This window comes from Saprospiraceae bacterium, from assembly GCA_016716185.1.
Taxonomy (GTDB): domain Bacteria; phylum Bacteroidota; class Bacteroidia; order Chitinophagales; family Saprospiraceae; genus Vicinibacter.
In genome coordinates this window covers 2,380,428-2,406,126 of sequence record JADJWV010000002.1, presented here as the reverse complement: position 1 = coordinate 2,406,126, position 25,699 = coordinate 2,380,428, and the positions used below count along the sequence as shown (strand labels likewise).

The window sequence follows — 25,699 nt, the reverse complement described above, 5'->3', positions numbered from 1 at the left end:
GGTAGAGTAATGAATTTTTATATATGGCTTTACTGCCGTTTTATTGCTTTTCACAGGAATTCTTAAGTTGCGGATTTCAATGCCTGATGCCATCTTTTTAACCAGGAATGGGCTATTTTGGAATCATGAATTTTAAGCAATAGTTTTATCTATCCTTGAAGTACGATTCGCTGATCTGTTTACCAATAGCAAGTCCTGCAGTAGCAGCCGGAGACGGTGCATTGCAAATGTGAATCATGTTGTGATTCCGGATATTTACAAAATCATCTACCAGCCCACCGGAAGAATCGACGAGTTGTGCCCGAATGCCTGAACCAGCATAGACCAAGTCTGATGCTTCAATTCCGGGGGTCATTTCGGAAGCTTTTTTTGCAAAATAAGATTTGGAGTAATTTCTGCGGTATTCACCGAGTCCTGTTTTCCAGTATTTAAAAATGAGTTTCCAAAAACCCGGAAATTTTAAAATTTCTGAAATGTCTTTAGCATTGTAAGACGCTGGTTCGTATCCTTCGCGATCGAGAGAGAGTATCGCGTTGGGCCCCAAAGTCTGATCTCCATTCATTAGCCTGGTGTAGTGAATTCCGAGGAAAGGGAATCTGGGATCAGGTACCGGGTAAATTAATTTTTGAACGATGTCTTTTTTATGCTCTGTTAATTTGTAGTACATTCCTTTAAAAGGGATGATGCGATAAGGCAATTTTATTCCGCTGAGTCTCGTAATCCGGTCACTTTGCAGGCCTGCGCAATTGATGAGAAAACGAGCACTATATACACTCTCATCCTGGCAAAATATTTTTATACCCGACGAAGAATTATCAATAGTACAGACTTCTTTTGAGTACAAGATATGCATGCCTAACCGGGCTGAAAGTTGAATTATTTTCTCAACTACCGACTTGTAATTTACGATGGCTGCCTGAGGCACATGAATTGCCTGGATTGCAGTAACATTGGGTTCAGATTCTTTTACCTGGTCGCTATTGAGAAGTTGCAAATTGGATAAACCGTTTGCAATGCCATTTTGATAAATAGCTTCCAGTTTAGGAATTTCACTTTTCTGACTGGCGACGATGAGTTTTCCAATTTTTTTATATTCAATTTCATGCTGGTCGCAGAATTCAAGCAACATTTGGTAGCCCAGCAGGCAGTTTTTGGCCTTATACGATCCTGGTTTATAATAAATACCAGAGTGGATGACGCCTGAATTGTGACCTGTCTGGTGGTAAGCGGGGGAATTTTCTTTTTCGAGAACCAGGATTTTCAGGTCTGGATTTTTTTGCAAGAGTTGATAAGCTGTGGAAGTGCCAATAATCCCGGCACCTATGATGCAAATGTCATACATGGTATATGGAACTAACGAATGTTAGGATTTTATCCACTTCAATAGGGTGGTTGTATTCTTTTGCCGCAATTCCAAAATATACAATCCGGAAGGTAATTCTGTTACATCGATAGCAGCATTTCGTTTGATCAAACCTTTTGCCATAATATGCCCGGACATGTTCATGATTTTGTATTCAGCCGAATTTTTCAGATCAGGAATTTGGATGGTCTCGCCTGCCGGATTTGGCAACAGGTAGAGTGAACTTTGGGTTTCGTTGTTTTGAGCTGTAATGTTTTTACATAAAAAGGGTTTGGCATTTTCGATCATAAAATCAAGTACGGCATTTTGATTGTGTACAGCATGCTCCGTACCGGGGTAAATCCAGGTTTCCCAATGCGTTTCCGGAATGCCAAGATATTTAAAACGCTCAGTAATTACACAACTGCCATAAACAACAGGATAATTTTGGGAAATCAATGGAATCGGATAATAAGGGGTGTTGGCAACGCAGGGTACAATAGGATCGTTTGTTTGGTGATAGGAAATGACTGCTATGCGATCTGTAGCATCCACTGCAAGCGTGTCGAGTAGTGCCCCGAATATATTGAATACGCCCTGGACTTCTGTGTTATGCCCGTTTAAATTTAATGTTCCTTCAACGGGTCCGAGGTCGGGTCTTTGTTTTGCATTGGCTGGGCTGATGGCGCCAGTTTCTTTGGGTTTTTCTGAATCTTTATTTAAAAATGCGGCATTGAGCGCAACCATGGCTCCGGCGCTGGCTCCACCCAGCCAGATCCTGTCCAGATCAATTTCGTAATCAGAAGATTTTCCCTTGAGAAAGCGAATTGCTCCTTTCATATCTGTAACGCCTCTGTATCCTGCACGAAGAACTTCTGCGGCATCAAACGCAAATGGAGGATTAAGACCCAATCCAGGCCCATCAAAACCCAACCTGTAGTCTATGGTTGCTGAAATAATTCCTCGTTTTGCCATTTCTTCGCAAATGGATGCAAAATCTTCCCGTTTCCCTTGAAAGAATCCACCTCCGAAAGCCCAAATAATAAGCGGTTTCGTGAGCTCAGGAGATCCAACCGGAGAATAGACATCTAAAAATAAGGAATCCATGATTCCCCTGTAATCGGGCACAACTCCGTAAAAAATACCTTTCTCAACTTTAAATGAATATTGGTTTCTCGAATAATCGCACTGTGCATTTAAAAACAGTTGGCTTGAAAAAATTATAAAGAACCCGACGAGAAACTTTGACATAGGAAGTAATTTTTACAAAATTAACAGATTAATCAATAAGTTGGCGCCTTTGGTTTGTTGTGCAGTATGGATTCAATTTTTTCCATCTGAGGACTGTCGAAAAAACTCATGTGGTCTAAGGATTTGAGATTTTCTTCTAACTGTGAGATCTGGGTTGCGCCCAGAATCACCGTGGATACGTTTGAATTCATCAAACACCAACCTATAGCCAATTGTGCCATCGTCATTGAAGCATCAGAGACCAATTTCTGAAGTTGCCGGACAATCTCTAAATTTTCTTCAGTTAAATTCTTTTCCTTAAGCCAGGTATATTCGGGAAGGTCGAATCTCGAACCAGAGGGAATTTGGTTGTTCAGATATTTGCCTGAAAGAATTCCCGATGCCAGAGGCGACCAAATGGTAGTTCCCAGCCCGACGGTTTTGAAGATCTGGGATAATTCCACTTCCATTTTATAACGGGTCAGCATGTTGTATTGCGGCTGTTCCATCACAGGTCCGATCAAATGGTTTTCGCGGGCAACCATGTGTGCTTCCATAATTTCCTGTGCTGACCACTCAGATGTGCCCCAGTACAATATTTTGCCCTGCTGAATGAGTTGGTGCATGGTCCACACTGTTTCTTCCATCGGCGTGTTTTTATCGGGCCTGTGTGCAAAAAATAGATCCAGATAAGAGAGTTGAAGCCTGAGAAGAGCTTCGTGACAAGCTTCTGTCAAATGTTTGCGGCTTAATCCGGTCATGTTTGGCCGCTTGTCGCCCCGGCCAAAAAATGCTTTGCTGGAAACGAGATAGCTGCTTCGGTCCCATCCCAGATTTCGAAGCACTCTTCCCATAATGATTTCGGATTGTCCGTGCGCGTAAACTTCTGCATTGTCAAAAAAGTTGATGCCCTGGTTGTAGGCTTAATCCATCAATTTGGTGGCATGCGCTTCATCGACCTGCCTGTCAAAAGTCACCCAGCTGCCTAACGACAATGCACTGATCTGTAAACCTGATTTTCCTAATTTTCTGTACTCCATAAAATTTTCCTGTCTGTCTATGTGTCGCAATTTACGCGATCCAAACCAGTCGGAGCAATTTCAATCTTAAAGCAGTTATTTTTTAGGCCATTCAAACACATTGAACGAATGATCGATAGTGTTTGTACATTTACTTTTATGAAGTCATTGTTGATCACAGGGGCTACCGGATTTGTGGGTTCTCATTTGGTAGATAAAGCGCTGGAAAAAGGGTTTGATGTTCATATCACGATCAGAAAAAATAGCGATTTGAGTACCCTGCAAGGGAAATCTGTGCAATGCCATGAATGCAGTTTGTTTGATAAAATGGCCATGCTGGATATCTTGCGTAATAACCAAATTGAATACATCATACACAATGCGGGAATTACCAAAACAAAAAATCCTCAGGACTATTTTGCAGTGAATGCGCATGCGAGTAAGTTAATGGGCGAAGCTGCAGTAGAGTGCGGTCACCCTATACGCAAATTCGTATTTATAAGCAGCCTTGCTGCCCTGGGGCCTGGTAAAGACCACACGGTAGTTTTAAATAACCAAATGGCAGAGAATCCCGAATCGCATTATGGCAAAAGTAAATTACTCGCTGAAAAACAATTGAGTGAGATGAAGGCTTTAAATTATATTTTCTTCAGACCTACCGGAGTTTATGGTCCAAGGGAAAGGGATTTTTTTGAAATGATTAAATTACTGAAGAAAGGCTGGGAGATTTACATTGGAAAGTCTCCTCAAAACCTTAGCTTTATTTACATCGAAGATTTAGCAGAGCTTGTCATTTATGCCCTGGAATCGGATGTGAATAGAAAGAAGTACCTGGTTTCAGATGGTCGCATTTACGACAAAATGGATTTTGGAAATGAAGCTGCACAAATCTTAAGTTCCCGACCAAGACGCATCTGCTTACCTGTTGGTATAGGATATACTATGGCTGTTGCAAGTGAATTTATTCATCGGTTCTTAAAAAAGCCTCCTTTGCTAAACAGAGACAAGCTACACGAAATATTGGCCCCAAGTTGGGCATGTGATACATCGGAATTGGCCAGAGATTTTAAATTTGCACCACAATACGATCTTCGTAAAGGCCTGGAAGAAACAATCCGTTGGTACCAGCGCGTAGGCTGGTTGTAGTCAATAAATTAAAAATCCGATGCAATCGAATCAAAGTTCCATTCAAAAACCGGCCCCAGCTACCGGAAAACTTGCAATATTGACTCCCGGCATGGGAGCTGTTGCCACAACATTTATAGCTGGTATTGAAGCAGTTAAGAAAAAAATTGCGCTTCCCATAGGCTCTCTGACCCAAATGAGTACGATCAGACTCGGTAAGAGAACCGAAAACAGAAATCCCATGATACGGGATTTTGTCCCTTTGGCAAGACTTGAGGACCTCGTGTTTGGTGGATGGGATATCTTCGAAGACAATATGTACGAGGCTTGTTTAACAGCGCAAGTGCTGGAATCCAAACATTTGGAGCCATTAAAGAAAGAACTGGAGAAAATTAAACCCATGCCCGCTGTTTTTGATAAGACCTATGTGAAAAACATCGATGGTCCTAACGTCAAGACAGCCGATACAAAAATGGCCCTGGCTTCGATGCTCATGGAAGATATTAAAAATTTTATGCAGGTGAATGGCTGTTCCAGAGCAGTCATCGTCTGGTGTGCTTCTACGGAAAAGTACGTGGAACCCTCCGAGGTTCATATGAGCCTGAAATCTTTTGAGCAAGGGCTTTTGAACAATGATCCTAGGATTTCTCCGAGCATGATCTATGCTTATGCCGCATTGAAATTATCCATACCTTTTGCAAATGGAGCACCTAATCTGACCTGTGATATTCCGGCATTATTAGAACTCGCTCATCAAACTAATACCCCAATTTCAGGTAAAGATTTTAAAACCGGTCAGACGCTGATGAAGACCATTGTGGCGCCGGGTCTGTACTCTCGGGCCATTGGGGTTTCGGGTTGGTTTTCGACCAACATACTTGGGAACCGGGACGGTAAAGTATTGGATGACCCTGAGAATTTTAAAACCAAGGAGGTTTCTAAATTAAGCGTTTTGGAAGAGATTTTTGATCCGCAGTCCAATCCCGATTTGTATGGCGAAATGTATCATAAGGTCAGAATCAATTATTATCCACCCAGAGGTGACAACAAGGAAAGCTGGGACAATATTGATATTTTTGGATGGATGGGATATCCTATGCAAATCAAAATCAATTTTTTATGCAGGGATTCCATTTTGGCAGCACCCATCGTGTTGGATCTCGCCCTTTTTATGGACCTGGCCCAGCGGGCTCAAATGAAGGGAATTCAGGAGTGGTTGTCGTTTTATTATAAATCACCGCAGGTAAAAGAAGGCTTGAAACACGAGCACGATATTTTTAAGCAATTGATCAAACTCCAAAATACCCTCAGATACCTGATGGGGGAGGACCTGATTACTCACCTGGGTCTGGATTACTACGAAGACCTGATGGAATCTCTTTAAATGTTTATTGAAAAATGTATAGCCAGCTTCTTTGGGATAGGTTATATCGGAAAAGGGGCAGGAAGCATTGCAGCCGGAGTGAGTATACTTCTTCTGATGTGGATATTTCCCGATCGTATGATGGGGAAGCTGGAATTTGCGGTATTGGTGGCTTTAATTTGTATAGCAGGAATATGGGCATCTTCGAAATTGGTCGTGTTATGGGGTAAGGATCCGCAGAAAGTGGTCATTGATGAAGTGGCGGGGATGTTTCTCAGTATGGCCGGAATTCCTCTGAACTGGCCCGAAGTTCTTGCGGGATTTATTCTATTCAGGTTGTTGGATATTTTCAAGCCTTTGGGGATCAGGCATGGCGAAAAACTCAAAGATGGTTGGGGGATCATGGCAGATGATCTCATCGCGGGTTTTTATACCAATATCATACTCCGATTATCGATATTTTTAGGGGTATTTTGAAACCGGGCTTAGGTGTATGTTTTATTTAACTTGATTTTCAACTTTCAAAGTTTAGGTTTGTTTAATGTGGTGCAAAAGTTGGATTTGTACCTTTGAGAAATAATCGACTTGAGCTTTGATCTCGAATAGCCAGAAATAAAATACTGATCAGCCTTGGTATTAAATATAAGTTTTACTTCAGCATTTAAATTGCCTCTGTTGTTATTATTCCTGTGGATGGTAGCAAATGTGGGTTTTGCTCAACGTACCATCATTAAGGGGCATGTTATAGATGCCGTTACGAAAGAACCGCTTCCATTTGCAAATGTGCTTTTTTCCAATACAACGACAGGTACGAATACAGATTTTGACGGACTGTACTCATTAGAAACCTCCAAGAAATATTTAAATCTCGAGGCACGATACGTGGGATATGAAACCAGAATAATCCCGGTAAAATATGGAGAATCACAAGTTATTCATTTTCAGCTAAAACCAGTCACCAGCTCATTGAAGGAAGTTGTTGTAAAGTCTGGAAAACAGAAGTACTCAAAGAAAAATAATCCGGCTGTCGAATTGATTGAAAAAGTAATCGAACATAAAAAGTATAACAAAAAATCGAATTTCAATTTTTATGAATACGAGAAGTATCAAAAGCTTGAATTCGCTTTGAGTAATGTGTCGGAAAAATTCAGAAATAAAAAAATATTCAAGAATTTTCAGTTTGTTTTTGATAATCTGGATTCTTCGAAAATGAACGGAAAGCCTTTACTCCCTGTTTACCTCAAAGAAAACATCTGGGATGTTTATTACAGAAAAGATCCCAAAGCGATTAAGGAGATCAGTAAAGGAGAACGGTTTGTGAATTTTAGTCAGTTTATCGATGATAATTCTCTGGCCGAATACTTCCAGTACCTGTATCAGGATATCGATATTTACGAAAGTAATATTCCACTCTTTGGCAATTTGTTCCTGAGTCCAATTGCAAATTTATCGCCAAGTTTTTACAGGTTTTATATTAAAGATACAGTTTTGATTGATGAAGACTCTTGTTTTCAACTCGCCTTTTATCCCAGAAACCGCACCGATTATTTATTTCAAGGGGAATTGTTCATCACGAAGAATGGAAGCTACGCTGTTAAGGAAGTGAAGATGGGAGTGAACAAAGAGATCAACTTAAACTGGGTAAAGGAATTATTGATTCGTCAGCGATTTGTCAAGGCCGATACATTGGGATACATTCTTGAAAAAGATGAAATCATGGCAGATTTCGGAATTGCCAATGCCAAAATGGGAATATTTGGACAAAAGAATATTTCATACAGGAATTTTAATTTTAATAAGATTCGACCGGAATCTGATTATAGTGGGGATGTGGTTGAAGAACAAGAAAATATTGCCCCGCAAAGTGATTCCTTTTGGCTGGCAGTTCGGCATGATACCTTGACTAAATCAGAAGCTGGTGTTTATACAGCTATGGATAGCTTGCAGAAGTTACCCTCATTCAGAAGGATCATGGATATAGCTACGATTTTGCTGGCCGGGTATAAAGTTGCAGGTCCTGTTGAAATCGGGCCGGTGAATACATTTTACAGCTTCAATCCTGTCGAAGGCTTTAGGTTGCGAGCGGGAGGAAGGACCACCCCGGAATTCAGTACCAAACTATTGTTTGAAACCTATATCGCTTATGGATTTAAGGACCATAAATTCAAATATTTTCTGGAAGGAACATACTCCATGAGCAAAGAAAGGATAAGTTTATTTCCGGTTAAGGAATTTAAATTCAGTTATCAGAAAGACACAAAAATTCCCGGACAGGAGCTGCAATTTGTGCAGGAGGATAATTTTCTATTGTCTTTTAAAAGAGGTGACAATGAGAAATGGCTGTACAATGAAATTTATAAATTTCAATATTTGAATGAATTTAAAAATCACGGTTCCATTAAATTTGAATTTAAACATTGGACGCAGCAGCCAGCCGGGACTTTGCATTATAATAAAATCAACTACAGCGATACATTGAATAGCATCAACAGTTTGCGTACAATGGAACTTGGTCTAACCTTGCGGTGGGCACCCGGGGAGCAGTATTTTCAAGGGAAGTTATACCGGACTCCATTGCCTAACAAATATCCTATTTTCACCTTGCGATATGGTTTGGGTCTTAAAGACTTTTTAGGCGGAGAATATGAATACCACAATCTGACAGCGAGTATTTACAAACGAATTTATTTTCCTCAGTTAGGATTTGCAGATTTTACTTTGGAAGGTGGAAAAGTTTTTGGGCAAGTTCCATTTCCATTGCTCTATGTACACAGGGCGAATCAAACTTATTCCTATCAATTGAATTCTTACAATCTGATGAATTTTCTTGAGTTTGTGAGTGATCAATATTATGCCTTAAATTACAACCACTACCTGGGAGGGTTTCTTTTTAATAAAATTCCGCTGTTTAAAAAACTTAAATGGAGAGAAGTCTTTTCGGTGAAATTGCTTTATGGCGGGGTCCGCGATGAAAATGATCCAAATAAATCTGACGAAGTCTATAAATTTCCGGCTTCGTTGGATGGAGTTCCTACTACTTATACACTTGAAGAGAAGCCATACGTAGAAGCTAGTGTTGGAATTTACAATATTTTTAAAATTGTTCGGGTGGATTATGTGCGCAGGTTAAATTATTTAGATAATCCAAATGTTTCCAAATCGGGGATTCGGGCCAGGATAAAATTTGAATTCTGATGATAATAATTTGAGTTAAGTTGAAATGAAATCAAACTATAACGCACGCGATCAAATTAAGCTGGTATTGCAGCGATTTTTGAATCCTTTGGTGGAGCTTTGTATTTTCATGGGTCTCAAGCCGAATCATATTACTTCGTTGGGATTTGTTTTAAATGTGTTTGTGGCTGTGTGGTTTATTTTAGGTGCCGAGCGAGGTGAACGCATGGATCTTTCCTATGTTGGCTGGGGCGGTTTCTTTATTTTAACTGCTGGTATTTTTGATATGCTGGATGGACAATTGGCAAGAAAGACCGGATCATCTTCAAAATTTGGCGCTCTTTATGATTCTGTCCTGGATCGCTACAGCGAATTGGTCATGTTTTTAGGCATCTGTTACTATCTGGTATCCTATCACTATTTTTTAAGCTCCCTCTTTGCTTTTATCGCAATGATCGGATCTATGATGGTGAGTTATATCCGCGCCAGAGCGGAAGGTCTAGGAATCAGTTGCAGTGACGGACTCATGCAAAGGCCTGAACGGATCATAACGCTGGGACTATCCGGAATTTTATGTGGTTTGATGTCTTACTTTTTTGGGGATTTTTATTGGCACATTCAAGGTATTCCCTTTCATATTTTCGAAACCATTTCATTTTTTACCTTGCCCATTGCAGCTTTGGCCATAATGGCAAATTATACTGCATATACCAGATTGATGCACTGCAAAAGAACATTGGATTCATAATTCTCTTGAATATCTCGTGGTGTAAGCTAAATTTGCCATTGGTATTTTGAGTGATAAAAATACAATTGCAGTGTTTAAAATCAGTACAGACAAATATATAGTCCTTGGGGTAGTATTGTTGTATTTATTTGTCTTTAACACGTTGATCGGGATTAAAGGCGAGCACATTTTTTTGTCCATATTTTGTCTAACCGCTTATACGATACACCCTATCGGTAAAAAATTCGTAATTGCCTTTATTGTTTTTTTAATCTATTGGATTATATGGGATGGAATGAAGGCCTTTCCTAATTATTTATTTCAGGACGTCAGCATTCGCGATTTATACGATTGGGAAAAGAGATTCTTTGGAATTCCATATCAAGGTGAAGTACTTACCCCCAATGAATACTTTGCAAAAAATTTATGCTTTTTCTGCGATGCCATGGCGGGTCTGTGTTATATCAATTGGGTACCGGTTCCGCTGGCTTTTGGATTTTATTTGTTTGTAAAAGATCCCTATCAATTATTAAAATTTTCTATTTGTTTTTTAGTAAGCAATATTCTGGGTTTTATACTTTATTATACTTACCCTGCAGCACCACCCTGGTATGTTCAGCAATATGGTTTTGATTTTATTGCCAGTACTCCAGGAAATGCAGCTGGTTTATTAAGAGTGGATGCACTTTTGAATTTTGATTTGTATAAGGGTATGTATGAAAAGAGTTCAAACGTTTTTGCAGCATTTCCTTCTCTTCATGCAGCATATCCACTGGTTGGTTTTATATACAGTGTAAAGAATAAATATTATAAATGGAGTCTGGTATTGGGATCGTTGACTATTGGTATATGGTGGGCTGCAATCTATACACAACATCATTATGTGATCGATATTCTTGCAGGAATTATGTGCGGTTTGCTTGGCTGGTTGATTACGGAATTCGTCATCCAGAAATCAAATAACATCAGAACACTTCTCCGGGATTATACGGAAATCATCCGCATCGAAAAAACAAATGATTATAACTAATAACTAATAGATAATAATTATTAGTTAGTAGTAATTAGTAAACGAACGTTTGTTCATTGAAATTAGTTTCTTGAATTAAACATTTTGATTAAATTATTTAGTGAATGAACCATTGCTGTTCATGTGTATTTTCTTTCTAAAAGCCTAAAAGCCTAAAAGCCTAAAAGCCTAAAAGCCTAAAAGCCTAAAAGCCTCCACGCCTAAAAGCCTCCACGCCTAAACGCCTCCACGCCTAAAAGCCTCCACGCCTAAACGCCTCCACGCCTAAAAGCCTCCACGCCTAAACGCCTCCACGCCTAAATGCCTCCACGCCTAAAAGCCTCCACGCCTAAATGCCTCCACGCCTCCACGCCTCCACGCCTCCACGCCTAAACGCCTCCACGCCTAAAAGCCTCGTTCCGCATCGATTTACAATTCCGCTGACTGTGTGTAAAAAAAAAGAGGCCACACAACGGTGACCTCCTCATATTTAAATTCAGTTTTTGTTAGTCTTGTATAAGTATCTGTTTTGTTACAATATGATCCCTGGTCCTGATTTGACTGATGTAAAATCCTGCCTGGAGTTGATTACGTGGCATCACAAAGGTATTGGAGTTAATATCCGTATGTGCTTTGACCAGCTTGCCATGGATGTCATATACGTGAATAGATTGCATGGGTTGATCGTTAGATGTCTCAAATCTTAACTGATGAACAGCGGGCACCGGTGAAATGGAGAGTCCTATTTCATGTGCTTCCACTTCTTTTAGACCAACTGCCTGACAGCCCAGATCAAGGGCAACGCACATTCTGGGTAATACAAGTCTGAACGTAGTATCGAGGTATGCTCTTCCTTTGTCAGCGCTCATATCCGGATTTGTTGCTAATCCATTAAGATGTAAGGTATCTGCATTGAAATTGGTACCTCGTTGTGCATTCACGATTTGAACGATAACCCGCAAGGTGTTTAGATCCCACCATTCCCAGGGAGAACCTTGCGGAGTAACTCTGCCATTATAGATTAATGGGGTCTCGAAACCATAAAAATTATCGGTGCCAAGCAGAATATTTTGCATAGTCAAAGGCAGAATCGTTTGTGTTGCTTTTTGTGCATCGATTCCACTTTTCATCACATCGAGCAGAGGATCTACATTTTTTAAAATATCGTTGCTTCCAAGATTGTTAGCAACTTCAATGCATTTTCTCGTCCCCGTTGCATAAATCACAAATTGATTTGTAGTAGGAACAATGACCGGACCTTCGTAGTAAGGAGCAAAAAAGTCATTTGTACAATGAACCCCGGTATATGCCGGTTCAATATCTTCTCCATCGAGCCAGGAAGAATCGCCCAAAGCTCCACCCAGATTTACACTTAACTGAAAGTTAGAGCTGTAGTTGGGATGATTTGGCAGACATAGGGGAGTTTGTGTCGTCCCATACATATTGCCCATCAGCGTACTGTCAATAAATGGAAGTAAAGTTTGTGTGTTGATGAATTTAGGCAATGTAACTTCCCCAAAGTCATTTAAACTGCCGGAACCCAGAGCAAGATATCCTCCTGTACCTATACCCCATACACAGATTTTTGAAGGATCAATGCCATAAGGATTGTTGTATTCAGCCACAGATTCTTTAAAGTAGCGAATGCAGCTTCGGGTGTCCTGTATGCCTCTATATGCAGCTTGTAACAGGGAGCCTGTTCTTGCATTTTGGTCAGGTGATGTTGGCAGCCATCCCAATCGATAGGTATATGCGGCTACCACGAAACCTCTGGAGGCAAGATATGCCGCAGTATTTACAACCGTTGAATCTGTTCTGGCACCTGTGATCTGTCCATTGTACAAAGGTGGCAGAAAACTACCGGTATGGGCAATCAGGACGAGAGGTCTGTCTGTTTTACTGTCACCGGCAGGAGTGTAAATATCTGCTTTCAGGTCTTCAGTAGCAGGCATTCCGGTAATGATAGAAATATTTTTACCATAAACCACGTCTGCGGTCCTTAATACAGGAAACATGGGATCCAGATATCTTCTCTGTGCCCAAGAGAACTGAAATGCTATGACAAAGAGAAATAATAAGAAGTAAAATTTTTTCATAGTTGAAATTTTATGGTTTAATTAATTTTTTCTGAGTTCATAAAGAATGCTGATGTATGCTAATCTTCCAATAAGCGGTCCGCCATAAGTTTGATAACTTTTTTGATTGAATACATTGGACGCTCCGATTTTAAACGTAGTATTTTGCGATTTCCAGTTCCAGTTCAATTGTGCGTCGGTCAGACTGTAAGTTGGAATGAAACCTGTAAACTGAGGAGAACCTTCAAAAATGAATCCTTTGATCCATTTGTAATTGATGCTGAATCCCAAATTTTTAATGCCTAAAATTTCAAGATCCCTTCCGCTGAGTCCAACATTGTATTTGTGCTCGGGTGTATTAAAAGCCGGAATAATGGGATCATCTGTTTGTGTGTTCAATACATTCCAGCTGTAATTTCCTTTGAGTTGATAAAGTTGATTAAAAAAATAATTCAATCCAACTGAAAAGCCTTGGGTAGTTACTTTGTCACGCGCATTCGCACTCACGCGGTATGCCTGAACGCTGGTGGGAAGTGCGCTGCCCTGTGGAATAAATGCATCAATGCCGATTTGATATCCAATAAAATCTTCGTACTTGCTATAGTAATAACCCAAATCAGCATAAAGGCAATTGAATAAAGTCGAACGGTATCCGATCTCAATGGTTTTAACTTTCTCTGGTCTGATTGCCGGAACATTGAAATATTCGAGTGTGTCGCGTATTCCACTATTCAGAAAATCGACAAATGAGTTTACAGTAATTAAATCGTTGATCCCATTGATATTTCCTAGTAATACGGCACGTCCTACATTGTAGTGAAGATATTGGTCGGAGAGGGTGGGATTGCGAATGGCCGATGAAAAAGAAATTCTGAAATAATTGTTTTTGGATGGTTGGTAAACAATTGAGGCCGCCGGAGAAAATAAATATTCAAAATTCTCGTGTTTGTCAATTCTTCCGGTAAAGTTAAAACGCATGTTGTTGTTCAGGAAACTCAGGTTGGAGCCGGCATAAAAACCATATTCGTAAGTATTGATGTTGGCTGTACCGGTGTCTAATAAAATGGAACCCTTTGAATCGGGATAATACATGCGTCCGCTGGCACCAATCACTACATCGAGATCATTGATCCCAGAAGATTGGACCAGGTCTGTAAAAATATATTCACCGTGCCCGTGCACCAGTGCGGATCTGTCGTAAAATTTTGTGCCTCCTTCAGAAAAGGAAATCCGGGAAGTAATGTCGTCGAATTCCCGTTGAAAATCTGCTGTGCCCGGTTCAAAATAAGAGTTGGTTCGCAATTGTGAATTTCCTGTATTAGCAAATATCTGTGCAAGACTTTGCCAATAGCTAAGGGAGTCCTGCAAACCAAACAAAAATGTATTGACAGCAGCCTTGTATTCATTGGGACGACCCAGATAATCCAGAATTTTAGGATATCCGTCTTTAGAATTTATTTTAGGAACCACGTTTAAAGTCCAGTAATTGCTGTATGCTGTTACCCAATTAAAATTATCGCTGGCTGCTTGTTGGAGTTTGAGAGCGGTGAAATAGGGATCGTAAGAATCGCCTGAATTTTCATGGGTAGCATAAAACCGAAGAAAGTATTTTTCTCTTTTTTGTAATTCAATTCGGTGCTGAAAAAAACTTATGTTTTTCAGACTGTACCTGTTGTCACCCTGGTAAACGGTCGATCCTCCTCCAGCGCTTGATGAAAGGATGAGTTCGGGGGAGGCATAGCTGAGGCTGGGCTTTAATCTAAAGTGAAACGCAGCATTGGTCTTAAAGTTGGTTGATTTATAGTCGACGAGATCTTTTTCCCGGTATCCTCTTCTGTGAAAAATATTTAGTCCGGGATATGTAATGATTGCATTCCGGTAATCAAACTCGGCCTGATATTCATCGCCATAGGTATTGACGGCATCGTATCCACCGGGATTGTCGATGGATGAAATTGAATTGTAAACCGCATCCTTGTTATCAGCTTCCCAATCATTGGCGGTCAAATAAAATAAATTCAATTTATAAGCAAAGAATTCCTGTCCGTTTTTATTTTTAAAAGCATCGGCCCACCTCAAACAGGCATCTAATAAATTTCGTTCACCGGCTTTGAGTTGAAAACTCAATCCTTTTTGGATAAAGGGGTTTTTGGTTTCCATACTTATTACCCCATTGAACGCGTTGGGACCGTAAAAAGCCGAACTGGCGCCCACGATGAGATCAACTTTATTTACATCCAGTTCGCAAGAGCCCAGAAAATTTCCCAAAGAAAAATTGAGTCCGGGAGATTGATTGTCGACACCATCGATGATTTGAAGGGAGCGCACCGGACTGGTACTGTTAAAGCCTCGTGTATTTATAATCGTGAATCCAAGGCTTGCCGTTGTCAGATCTACGTCCTTCAGAGAACCCAGGCCATCGTAAAAACTTGCACTTGGAGTTTCACGGATGGCTATGAGATCCATGGATTCAACCGTCAGGGGAGATGATTTTTGTTTGTCGCTGATGCGCTGTCCGCTGATTTCAACAACATCGATCATGACACTCTCCTCTTCCATCTCAATAATCAGGTTTTTGGATGTGGCAGACATCTCAATCATTTTTGACGCATATCCGCTATACCGGCATTCGAGAGTAACTGGCAAGGCTTGATCAAATTTTAATAGAAACTGTCCATTGAAATCCGTTGTAGTGCCCTGGGCCGTTCCTTTGATCAGAACAGTCGCTCCTATTAGAGGCTCACCTGATTTCGCATCTTTTAGTACGCCGATCAGGGTATTTTGGGCATTTAATTGTTGTGAAATACTGATAACAAAACATAAATACATTAAAATATTATGCAATATGTTCTTTTTTGGTTTCATCCTGCTTTGTTCGTTTTTGATTGGGATACCCGAATTCAATGCAAGTTAACGAGTGCCATGGAAATTATATAAGATTTATTAACAAAATATCTTTCTTAACTTTTGTTCCAAAACCGAAGATAGATTCCGAGTTTAAATGTCTGGAGGTGTAAAAGATTTGGATTTTCACTGCGCAGATTCTTTATTATTTTTTTCTCAAACTTTTTGTAGAGGAAGAAAACCAATCGATCCAAACGAAATTTCAATAGGAAACCACCCACTTTGGATAAGCTGGTCTGCATTTGAACAGGATTGTATTTGTTGATGCGAATCAGATTTCTTACTGCTGAAACCGTGTTTCTTAAAAACTGACGCGTAGGATGAATACCCAGATGGACGACCGGGTTGTCGATGTGAAGAATGTCAATTTTTTGTAGTTTTAAAACAGATGCCCACAACTGATCTTCATAGCCATAAGTTGTAATAACATTGTAAAAAGGAAATTCGAGAAGAATTTTTTTCTCTACTGCAAAATTTACCGTGTGAAAAGTTTTGTAAGGATCCAGTTTTCTAAAACGAACATCCGGGTTTTCAATTTTAGTTCCATACATCCAGTGCAATCTGTAGGCGGGGTCTTTGGGTTTTTCTAAAGGATACGTGCATGAGCCATAGATAACTTTTGCCGTGCTGGTTTGTATGACTTCCAGATACCTGAGTAGAAAACTCGGATTTTTAATCTGCACATCCGCATCGAGATAAATCAACCAGGGATAATTTGCGGCATGTGCAAGTATATTTCTTGCAGCTGCCCGGCCGACATTTGAAGTATTGGTTTTCAGGATACAATGATCCCAGGTCTGGATCGACCCGTTTAATTGATTCCAGGGTTCTCCCGATGCATCGTCTAATACAATGATCTCGAACGGAACATTCAAATTCATGGCTTGACGGTGCAAAGCTGCTACCAGCGCCCGAACATCGCTACGAAAAGTGGGGATCAGTATTGAAAGCACGTTTGCAAAACTAACGAAAATCAGGGGATTTCTATTCTGACCAGGTTAAGCAACCAAGCATGGATTTTGTTGTTGTAATTTTGAAGCTGACTGAATTCAGCTCCTTTGAGTAACTAAAATATATGCAGATCAAACTTGAAAGCATTGGTGATAAGGTATTGGCCGGATCGAGGATCAGCCCCGAAGAATGTTTGGCATTATTCGAATGCGATGATCTGAGTTATCTGGCGATGCTCGCGAATTCGGTCCGTGAGGCGAAACATGGCGACAAAACCTATTTTAACCGGAATTTCCATATTGAGCCCACAAATGTTTGCCTTTACACCTGTAGTTTCTGTTCCTATTCCAGATTGATAAAGAAAAGAGAAGAAGGGTGGGAGTACAGCTTGGAAGAAATGATGGATCAATTTAAATCTTTTGATTCCAAGCCCGTGACCGAGGTCCATATTGTCGGCGGGGTCATGCCAAAATACGACCTTGAATTTTACATCAATTTTTTTCAGGCTATTAAAAAACATCGCCCTGAAATTCATATAAAAGCTTTAACTCCTGTTGAATACCATTATATTTTTAAGAAGGCTAAAGTGGATTATGCCGAAGGACTCAAGATGATCAAAGAAGCCGGTGTGGACTCCATGCCGGGAGGAGGTGCAGAGATTTTTGACGAAGAGATCCGGAAGAAAATTGCAGGTGGGAAGTGTTCTTCAGATGAATGGCTTTCCATTCACCGGATCTGGCATGCATTAGGAATGAAATCAAATGCCACTATTTTATATGGTCATATAGAGACTTATGCACATCGCGTCGATCATATGCAACGCTTACGCGAACTTCAAGATCAAACCATGGGCTTTCAAACATTCATTCCATTAAAATTCAGAAATAAAAACAACGAGATGTCTCATCTGGAAGAAGTTAGTTTGATGGATGATTTAAAAAATTATGCAGTTTCACGGATATTTCTCGATAATTTTGATCATATCAAATCCTATTGGCCCATGCTTGGAAGAGATTATGCACAGTTATCTTTAGCATTTGGAGTGGACGATATAGACGGTACGATAGATGATTCCACGAAAATTTATTCAATGGCAGGTTCAGAAGAACAAAATCCAAACATGACCACGGACGAAATTGTCAATTTGATCTTGCAGGTTAACAGACGGGCTATTGAACGCGATTCAATTTACAATGAACTTAAAGAGTTTACTTCGGCGGACATTGCAGGACCATCGGCAATGAAATATTATGCCTTGCCTGTACAATCATAAACATAACCATGGATAAATTACTTTATATATTGAGACATGGCGAAACAGATTATAATTTGTCTGGCATAGTACAAGGCCGAAGCATAAACTCGCATTTGAATGAAACAGGAAATTCTCAAGCCTTGTCTTTTTTTAATGAATACAAACATATTACATTTGACAGGTTATGGGCTTCTACTCAAGTGAGAACCTATCAAACAATTGCGGCATTTGAAAGAGAAGATCTGTCTGTTGTAAGGGATGAACGCATTGATGAAATTTGCTGGGGTGAACACGAAGGAAAATGCGGTGAGCCCGAACTGATGGAAAAATACCACCGCATCATTCGATCATGGTCCAACGGAATTTACAGCGATAAACCCGAAGGAGGTGAATCCGCATGGGATTTGGGAGTTCGCATCCAATCATTTCTGGATCATGTTCAGGCAGAAAATTTTACAACTGCATTGATTGCAACGCATGGCAGAACACTCAGAGCTATGATGTGTTTGATAGGGAGTCAGCCCTTGAGTTCTATGGAAATGATAGGCCATCAAAATACTTGTTTATATATCGTAGGTTGGAACCGGAGAGGTTGGAAAATACTTTCTGAGAATAATTGCGATCATCTTCAGCCCAAGATTCTGATTTGATGTACAAACTGGCTTCTGTAAAATATCTGAATTCCCTCCCTTTCAGTTATGCATTGGATCGATTGGAGCAAAGAGGTTTATTGAATTGGGAGCGCGCACTTCCATCCGAATGCGCAGGTTTATTGAAAAATGATTTTGTAGATATTGCATTGCTACCTGTGGGTGCACTTTGCGATTTTGAAAAATTATACGGCATTACACCCTATTGTATTGGTTCGAATTCTGCTGTGAAGACTGTCAGACTTTTTAGTAATTATAAATTTGATGAAATTGAACAAATTGTACTGAGCGATGCATCGCGCACTTCCAATATTTTGCTTAAAATTCTCGTAGAGAATTATTGGAAATGGAACGGGATTCTTATAAAAAATAATAAGGATCAGGAAATTCGATTGAAGACTGCAAGGGTCATTATTGGCGATGAAGTTTTTGTATCTGAGCATCAGTATAAGTATTCTATGGATCTTGGATTAGAATGGAATAAATTTACAGGACTGCCTTTTGTGTTTGCGATTTGGGTTTCCAAATTCAAAATTGATGAAGTATTTGAAACTGCATTAACTCAGGCTTTCGCTGAAGACTTGAACTATTTTTTAGTTAACGAAGATTTTAACCAATACAACATACCTGCCGAAATATTGAGCTCTTACTTTAAAGATTGCATTTCCTACGATTTGACTGAACAAAAGCGAAAAGCGATCGAAGCGTTTTTGAAATTGGCGGGATTCCGGAATCCAATGCAGAATTGAGTTTTATTCTAAACTCTATAAATCAAATCTTTATAAATAATGCATTAACATTATATTTAAATGGCAAATTTTCAATGGTTAATAAAATAAAAAATTTTTATGTAAGAATCGGAAGAGTCATTGGAATTTTTGCAAATTTGCAATCCTTTTCCCTGTCTCCGAAACAGTGATATTGAAAACAACTTTACAACATAGCACCACCGATCCCATTGTGGTCTGGAATAATATTCTCGACCTCATCCGGAATGCTGTGACCAAAGATAATTTTAGAAAGTGGTTTGAACCGATTGTTCCCATCCGGTTAGTGGGTCATGCGTTGACCATTCAGGTTCCCAATAAATTTTTTTACGAATGGATTGAAAGCAATTTTTTGACTTTACTCCGCAATTCAGTTCGCAAGGAATTGGGAGATCAGGGGAAATTGGAGTATCAGATTTTGGTTGAAGATCATAACAAACCGGGCTTTCATAAAAAACAATCAAAATCGGAGAAGGAAGGATTGAATGATCCGGGAGCCATTGCTAATCCGTTTGTCATTCCGGGGATCAGAAAACTAAAGATCGATTCGAACTTGTCTCCAAAATACAGTTTCGAAAATTTCATCGAAGGAAGTTGTAATCGGGTAGCAAGGCAGGCTGGACTGCACATCACTCAGAAACCAGGCAATATGTTTAATCCGCTGGTCATTTACGGATCGGTGGGATTGGGAAAGACCCATTTGGTACAAGCTATTGGAAACGGAGTATTGCAAAATTTTCCAGAAAAGAATATCATTTATACGAATGCTGAAAAATTTACAAATCAGTTTATTCTTGCTGTAAAGAACAATAGTGTATCTGAGTTCTCCAATTTTTATCAGAACCTCGATGTTTTACTGCTTGACGATATTCAATTTTTTGCCGGAAAATCCGGAACTCAGGAAATCTTTTTCCATTTGTTCAACCAGTTGCATCAGAGTGGTAAACAGATCGTATTGAGTTCTGACCGGCCTCCTAAAGATCTTCAGGATATCGAAGAGCGCCTCGTAAGCAGATTCAAATGGGGATTAAGTGCTGACCTTAGTTCGCCTGATTTTGAAACCAGGATGGCTATTTTGCTGGCCAAGTTGGATCAAAACCAACAGCATCTTCCCGAAAATGTTATGGAGTATCTGTGTCAGAATATCAAATCCAATATTCGCGAACTCGAAGGGGCATTGGTGTCTATGATTGCCCAATCTTCCTTGAATTTCAAGAAAATTGATCTGGAGCTTGCCAAAGAAGTGGTTCACAGTTTTGTGAACCAGGTCAACCAGGAATTGTCGGTCGAGACCATTGCTAAAATTGTTGCTGATCAATATAAAATACCCATCGAAAGGCTGGTTGGTAAGGGGCGGCAGCGGCATGTGGTTCTTGCCAGACAAATGGCCATGTATTTTTCAAAACAAATGACTCAGAAATCATTAAAACAAATAGGAGAATTTTTTGGAGGAAAAGATCACGCAACCGTGCTTTATTCCTGCAATATGGCCAAATACCTGTTAGATTCTGACCCGATTTTCACAGAAATTGCCGAAGTCGTACAAAAGAAGATCCATAAAAGCCAAAGGATAAAATAGATTTCCTATTTTTGCGTCCGTTTTTGATTTAAATTTTTGTAAATCCTTGATTATTAGTTAAAATGGCTTGCCCCATTTTAGCAGAATCTGAAAAGAAATTGAGGGCTTTAGAAAGATTAAGGACTTTGAAGGTGTGGAATCCAGCATGCCTGCCCGACTGGCGTCAGTCAGGCGGGGGTGAGGAATCCAGCATGGGGTGAGTGTGGGTGAGTTTGAGTGAGTGTGGGTGTGAGTGAGTGTGGGTGTATGGAATCCGGTAAATGTTTAGAAATCAGTGCAGTTAGAAATAGGGGAGTTTAACGAGGTTCAAAGGCGATGAGAAAAATATTGCGTCTGAAATAAACAGGCGTTGATGATAAAGGACTTTGCAGGTGAGGTGGGTGAGTGGCTGAAACCAACGGTTTGCTAAACCGTCGTACTTCGAAAGGGGTACCGAGGGTTCGAATCCCTCCCTCACCGCGAATCCAGTGTGGGTGTGAGTGTGGGTGTGAGTGTGGGTGTGAGTGTGGGTGTGTGGAAGAGAGCGATTGGAAATTATTTATTTGATTATAAAGTGATTGAATGTTTGATTTTGAGAAGTTAGAAATTTATCAGCTCATCAAGAGTACCAACCAAAAGGTATTAAAGTATATCTTTGCCGGCTCGTTGAATGATAAATACCTGATTGACGAACTTAAAAGGGCAACTTTAAGCATTCAGCTGAACCTTGCAGAGGGCACGGGTCGTTTTAGTCCAAAGGAAAAAAAACATTTTTTTACTGTCTCCAGATCGTCAGCTTTTGAGTGTGTGGCAATTCTGGATGTGCTGAAAGGAATGAAAATGATAGATGATGATTTGTTTGACGATTTTTATCAGTCTTACGAACAGATTTCTAAGATGTTGCTGGGAATGTACCGCAATGTAAAAGAGGATTGAGATAATCCCTCAATCCGAAAAGGAATATTGAATAATCACACTCACACCCACACTCAAATCCACACTCACACTCAAATCCACACTCACACTCAAATCCACACTCACACCCAAATCCACACTCACACTCAAATCCACACCCACACCCACACCCACACTCATGCTGAATTCGGGGCGTAGCGCAGTCCGGTTAGCGCACCTGCTTTGGGAGCAGGGGGTCCCAGGTTCGAATCCTGGTGCCCCGACAAAAGGGAATGGTCATGCGATCATTCCCTTTTTCTTTTTAGAAGGAGTACTGGAGAGAGTATGGCGCCGAAGGCGCCAAGGTCCCAGGTTCCCCCATCAGTACTGATGGGGTGGTGCCCCGACAAAAGGGAATGATGAAAAGATCATTCCCTTTTTATTTTTTAAGAAATTTTGTGGAAGGCTCATACTGACAAAGGAGCCAGGGTCCCAGGTTCCCCCATCAGTATTGATGGGGTGGTGCCCCGACAAAAGGGAATGGTCATGCGATCATTCCCTTTTTCTTTTTAGAAGGAGTACTGGAGAGAGAATGGCGCCGAAGGAGCCAGGGTCCCAGGTTCCCCCATCAGTATTGATGGGGTGGTGCCCCGACAAAAGGGAATGATGAAAAGATCATTCCCTTTTTATTTTTTAAGAGATTTTGTGGAAGGCTCATACTGGCAAGGGAGCCAGGGTCCCAGATTCCCCCATCAGTATTGATGGGGTGGTGCCCCGACAAAAGGGAATGATGAAAAGATCATTCCCTTTTTATTTTTTAAGAGATTTTGTGGAAGGCTCATACTGGCAAGGGAGCCAGGGTCCCAGATTCCCCCATCAGTATTGATGGGGTGGTGCCCCGGAAATTAAAGAGGGATGTTCGAAAGGACATTCTTCTTCTTTTTTTTTTTTTTTTTTTTTGAAGTGTTGAATCGGTGTAATCAAAACGTTCCTGGTTCCAAGACTGACTGCTGGCAGAGCACCCCAGGGAACTATATTAGCATTTTCCAAAGTATTGCCAATTCGAAATTTAAGGCTACATACATCAACACCACATTGAATCAAATTCATCGCAGATAAGAATGAACATGCATTCAATTCTAAAACCTGGAGTTCTGATGAAAATCATTTTATCCGATGATTTAAGACGTTTAAATTAAGAGTGTCTTTATCAGAAATTTGTAAGAGTAAAGAACGATGTTATTTTTTATTAATTAAATTTTTAGTGATGAATTCAAGTTTCGCATTTTTGAAAAGTTTCATAAATCTGGTATTATTATTTGTATTTGGTTTTTTTATTTCTTGTAGTAAGGATGATGATGACAATCAAAATTTTACCAAAATAAAGACTGGACCCCGGAAAGAAGTTTTTAGGCAATGGGTTCCCAAGAATGGTGCTTTACTGGAAGTAAATGCACCAAATACTCCTGTTGATAATATGACGATACGGGTACGCGAAGACAGTTATAATAACGATAAAGAATTTGTAATTTCTTATTATGAAATTCAATCCCATGAGTTTGGTTCAGTTTTTAATCCAGTGACTCCCCTCATTGAAATTGAAAACGGCGGGGATTATGCAAATAAAGTTATGTATTTGACGATCCATACATCAGCAAACACAAGTGAAAAACTTGCACCTTTTTATTTTGACAGGTCCACAGGCCACTTGGAAAGTATTCCGATCATTTCTTATAAAGATGGGATCATCACAGTGGCAGTGCGCCATTTTTCTCTGATTGTAGTCGGTTCCTTTGAAAAGGAGCTTATTCAATTTGGAGGATTTTTTGAAAGTTACTTTAAACCCGCCGTAAATGGATGGTCATTTGCAAATAGAGGAACATGGTCCAGTGTTGGAAATTGTGCCGGCATGTCAATAGGAGCATCATATTATTATCAAGACCGAAAGACCAGTTTGCTACTAAAAGAACATTTTGATAACCATGGTTATTGGTTTCAGACTCCAATGCTTTCTGACGATGATGCGGATGGACTTCGGTTTGCAAGTGCACTGCAATCTCTATTCGATGAAACTTGGAATGGTGCATTTTCAGAAGTGTTTTTGGCAAATTTTACAAGTTCGGATGAAGATAATTTTTGGAGTATGGCTTATTCATTATTTTTTAATCGGGATCCTCAATTAATGTTTGTTGGGAATGCAGTGAATTCAAATTATTCACATATGGTTGTTGCAACATCATTTGAATTTGTAGGAGATGAAGTCCATATTCAGATTTACGATCCAAATTATCCTGATAATCTTGGTTTAATGAAATACAATTTGATTGAAAATAAATTTTTACCCTATGTGTCAGCAGAAAACGCCCAGGCTATTGAAGAAAATCGTTATTATGAATTTAGAAAAATATTTCATATCCCACTTTCTACAGTTGTTTCTAAGAAACAAGTGGACGCATTGTTTTTAAAAACAGGAGATCACAGCATTGCAAAAGAATTATTTCCAAGCTATGAAGTTTATGCAAATCCAATAGATGTTCGGTTTCAAAAAATTAAACTGCAGGAAGCATTTAATGGAGAAATAAATAATTTGCCATTTGATGAATTTTTTATCACAGTTGAAGCTGATGAAACAGCCGATACTATAAGATTTTCTGAAATTCTTCACTATCTCAATCCACAAACAAAAGAATGGGATGTACAAGACCCGGCAGAATCTCTAAAACTTCTTCAGCCGACCGATAATTTAATTGGCGTAAATATTATGGGCGAACGTTTTAATAATTCTGATATGTGGATTGGTTTCCATTATTATAAAATTGAAGTGCAGAAAATTTGGCTGGAAGCAGATCAAACGGAATTTTCTGTAGGTGAAGAGGTGCAATTTTATGTCAGGTCTAATGGAACCATACCAGATGGAGCCCGATTATTATGGGATTTTGGAAATGGTAATAAAAAAACAGTTTATAACGATACTTTGATGTCATATAAATATTCGATGCCAGGTGATTACACTGTGAATGTTGAAGTTTATGATGTGGTCAATTCAAGGGACTTTGGAAAAGCAAACATTAAAGTACAGGTGAAAGAAGATAATTATGAGCGACTTGATATTTTATTTGTTGGAAATAAAGCAGGTGATAAGCCATTTTATTTTGATGATGGACATTATGAGGGCACATTAAGCTATTCTAATGTACCAGCGTTTTATGCACTTCCCATATTGAATTGGAATGGGTTAAAATTTATTGCCGAATTTGATTATGGAGATGCAACAATTTTTTACAAACAGAAATTAGAGGGACAAATATCAGCAGATCTGAAGCAGCTAATTGCATTAAAAGGATACTATTACTGGGAAAATGATCAAGCTATCTATGAAAGTAATGTGGAGTTTAAAAATTTGCCTATATCTGAAAGAAATTCTGAGCAAATGAACATCGATGTCAGCGGAATTTCAGCTCAACAGCATTTTGTGAATACTTCCGCTATTCTAAAAACAAAGCTACCCAATGGTAATGTCGTACCTAAATATAGTCTTGTTAATATTGATTGGGCGAAAGCCAGGATTTATGCACAGTTTACAAAAGATTAATAATAATAAACGCTTTTACGATGACATTATTCCGGGATTCAAGGATGGTGTGAAGAGTTATTTC

18 protein-coding genes, 2 tRNA genes and 1 pseudogene are annotated in these 25,699 nt (G+C 39.6%); 14 read left to right on the top strand and 7 right to left on the bottom strand.

Going from position 1 to position 25,699, the window contains the following annotated elements; all coding sequences use genetic code 11:
* Positions 1 to 145: 145 nt before the first annotated feature.
* The 3 genes and pseudogenes from lhgO to IPM34_11235 form a co-directional block, all read right to left on the bottom strand.
* On the bottom strand, positions 146 to 1,342 hold the full coding sequence (lhgO, locus tag IPM34_11245; GenBank protein MBK8956114.1) for an L-2-hydroxyglutarate oxidase: 1,197 nt from the start codon (positions 1,340 to 1,342) through the stop codon (positions 146 to 148).
* Positions 1,343 to 1,363: 21 nt separating this feature from the next.
* Positions 1,364 to 2,593: a T9SS type A sorting domain-containing protein gene (locus IPM34_11240; protein ID MBK8956113.1), complete on the bottom strand. Its 1,230-nt coding sequence runs from the start codon at positions 2,591 to 2,593 to the stop codon at positions 1,364 to 1,366.
* A gap of 32 nt (positions 2,594 to 2,625) precedes the next feature.
* A pseudogene (locus tag IPM34_11235) lies at positions 2,626 to 3,612 on the bottom strand (aldo/keto reductase).
* A gap of 138 nt (positions 3,613 to 3,750) precedes the next feature.
* Here IPM34_11235 and IPM34_11230 point away from each other — a divergent pair.
* The 6 genes from IPM34_11230 (at position 3,751) to IPM34_11205 (ending at position 11,010) form a co-directional block, all read left to right on the top strand.
* Entirely contained in the window at positions 3,751 to 4,737 is a 987-nt protein-coding gene (locus tag IPM34_11230) for an NAD(P)-dependent oxidoreductase (GenBank protein MBK8956112.1), read from the top strand.
* 19 nt (positions 4,738 to 4,756) lie between these two features.
* Positions 4,757 to 6,100: an inositol-3-phosphate synthase gene (locus IPM34_11225; protein ID MBK8956111.1), complete on the top strand. Its 1,344-nt coding sequence runs from the start codon at positions 4,757 to 4,759 to the stop codon at positions 6,098 to 6,100.
* Positions 6,101 to 6,556: a phosphatidylglycerophosphatase A gene (locus IPM34_11220; protein MBK8956110.1), complete on the top strand. Its 456-nt coding sequence runs from the start codon at positions 6,101 to 6,103 to the stop codon at positions 6,554 to 6,556. It begins immediately after the preceding gene.
* Between the two features lie 216 nt (positions 6,557 to 6,772).
* Positions 6,773 to 9,274 carry a carboxypeptidase-like regulatory domain-containing protein gene (locus IPM34_11215; GenBank protein ID MBK8956109.1) on the top strand — a complete coding sequence of 834 codons (2,502 nt, stop codon included), beginning with the start codon at positions 6,773 to 6,775 and terminating at the stop codon, positions 9,272 to 9,274.
* 25 nt (positions 9,275 to 9,299) lie between these two features.
* Positions 9,300 to 10,001, top strand: a complete 702-nt coding sequence (locus IPM34_11210; protein MBK8956108.1) for a CDP-alcohol phosphatidyltransferase family protein — start codon at positions 9,300 to 9,302, stop codon at positions 9,999 to 10,001.
* Between the two features lie 274 nt (positions 10,002 to 10,275).
* The gene (locus tag IPM34_11205) at positions 10,276 to 11,010 is read left to right on the top strand and encodes an inositol phosphorylceramide synthase (GenBank protein ID MBK8956107.1); all 735 of its coding nucleotides are present in this window, start codon (positions 10,276 to 10,278) and stop codon (positions 11,008 to 11,010) included.
* Positions 11,011 to 11,495: 485 nt separating this feature from the next.
* On the opposite strand, the gene IPM34_11200 is transcribed toward IPM34_11205, so the two are convergent.
* The 3 genes from IPM34_11200 to IPM34_11190 all read right to left on the bottom strand — a co-directional run bounded on the left by IPM34_11200 (position 11,496) and on the right by IPM34_11190 (position 16,921).
* Positions 11,496 to 13,085, bottom strand: coding sequence for a T9SS type A sorting domain-containing protein (locus tag IPM34_11200; GenBank protein ID MBK8956106.1), 1,590 nt, complete (start codon positions 13,083 to 13,085; stop codon positions 11,496 to 11,498).
* A gap of 21 nt (positions 13,086 to 13,106) precedes the next feature.
* Complete coding sequence (locus tag IPM34_11195; protein ID MBK8956105.1) at positions 13,107 to 15,929, bottom strand: TonB-dependent receptor; 2,823 nt, start codon at positions 15,927 to 15,929, stop codon at positions 13,107 to 13,109.
* Positions 15,930 to 16,024: 95 nt separating this feature from the next.
* Positions 16,025 to 16,921, bottom strand: a complete 897-nt coding sequence (locus IPM34_11190) for a glycosyltransferase family 2 protein (GenBank protein MBK8956104.1) — start codon at positions 16,919 to 16,921, stop codon at positions 16,025 to 16,027.
* 122 nt (positions 16,922 to 17,043) lie between these two features.
* On the opposite strand from IPM34_11190, the gene mqnE reads away from it, so the two are divergent.
* The 6 genes from mqnE to IPM34_11160 all read left to right on the top strand — a co-directional run bounded on the left by mqnE (position 17,044) and on the right by IPM34_11160 (position 22,085).
* A complete protein-coding gene (gene mqnE / locus IPM34_11185) occupies positions 17,044 to 18,192 on the top strand; it encodes an aminofutalosine synthase MqnE (protein ID MBK8956103.1) in 1,149 nt (382 codons plus the stop codon).
* Positions 18,193 to 18,200: 8 nt separating this feature from the next.
* On the top strand, positions 18,201 to 18,824 hold the full coding sequence (locus IPM34_11180) for a histidine phosphatase family protein (GenBank protein ID MBK8956102.1): 624 nt from the start codon (positions 18,201 to 18,203) through the stop codon (positions 18,822 to 18,824).
* Entirely contained in the window at positions 18,824 to 19,573 is a 750-nt protein-coding gene (locus tag IPM34_11175; protein ID MBK8956101.1) for a menaquinone biosynthesis protein, read from the top strand. The genes IPM34_11180 and IPM34_11175 overlap by 1 nt, the downstream gene beginning before the upstream one ends.
* A 172-nt stretch (positions 19,574 to 19,745) precedes the next feature.
* The gene (gene dnaA / locus IPM34_11170) at positions 19,746 to 21,170 is read left to right on the top strand and encodes a chromosomal replication initiator protein DnaA (protein ID MBK8956100.1); all 1,425 of its coding nucleotides are present in this window, start codon (positions 19,746 to 19,748) and stop codon (positions 21,168 to 21,170) included.
* Between the two features lie 370 nt (positions 21,171 to 21,540).
* A tRNA-Ser gene (locus tag IPM34_11165) sits at positions 21,541 to 21,629 on the top strand.
* A gap of 102 nt (positions 21,630 to 21,731) precedes the next feature.
* On the top strand, positions 21,732 to 22,085 hold the full coding sequence (locus IPM34_11160; protein ID MBK8956099.1) for a four helix bundle protein: 354 nt from the start codon (positions 21,732 to 21,734) through the stop codon (positions 22,083 to 22,085).
* Positions 22,086 to 22,094: 9 nt separating this feature from the next.
* Here the strand turns inward: IPM34_11160 and IPM34_11155 are convergent, their stop codons facing one another.
* The gene (locus IPM34_11155; protein ID MBK8956098.1) at positions 22,095 to 22,244 is read right to left on the bottom strand and encodes a hypothetical protein; all 150 of its coding nucleotides are present in this window, start codon (positions 22,242 to 22,244) and stop codon (positions 22,095 to 22,097) included.
* Positions 22,245 to 22,252: 8 nt separating this feature from the next.
* Between IPM34_11155 and IPM34_11150 the strand changes: the two genes are divergently transcribed.
* Both IPM34_11150 and IPM34_11145 read left to right on the top strand, forming a co-directional pair.
* Positions 22,253 to 22,327, top strand: a tRNA-Pro gene (locus IPM34_11150).
* A gap of 1,625 nt (positions 22,328 to 23,952) precedes the next feature.
* The gene (locus tag IPM34_11145) at positions 23,953 to 25,635 is read left to right on the top strand and encodes a PKD domain-containing protein (protein MBK8956097.1); all 1,683 of its coding nucleotides are present in this window, start codon (positions 23,953 to 23,955) and stop codon (positions 25,633 to 25,635) included.
* Positions 25,636 to 25,699: the final 64 nt, after the last annotated feature.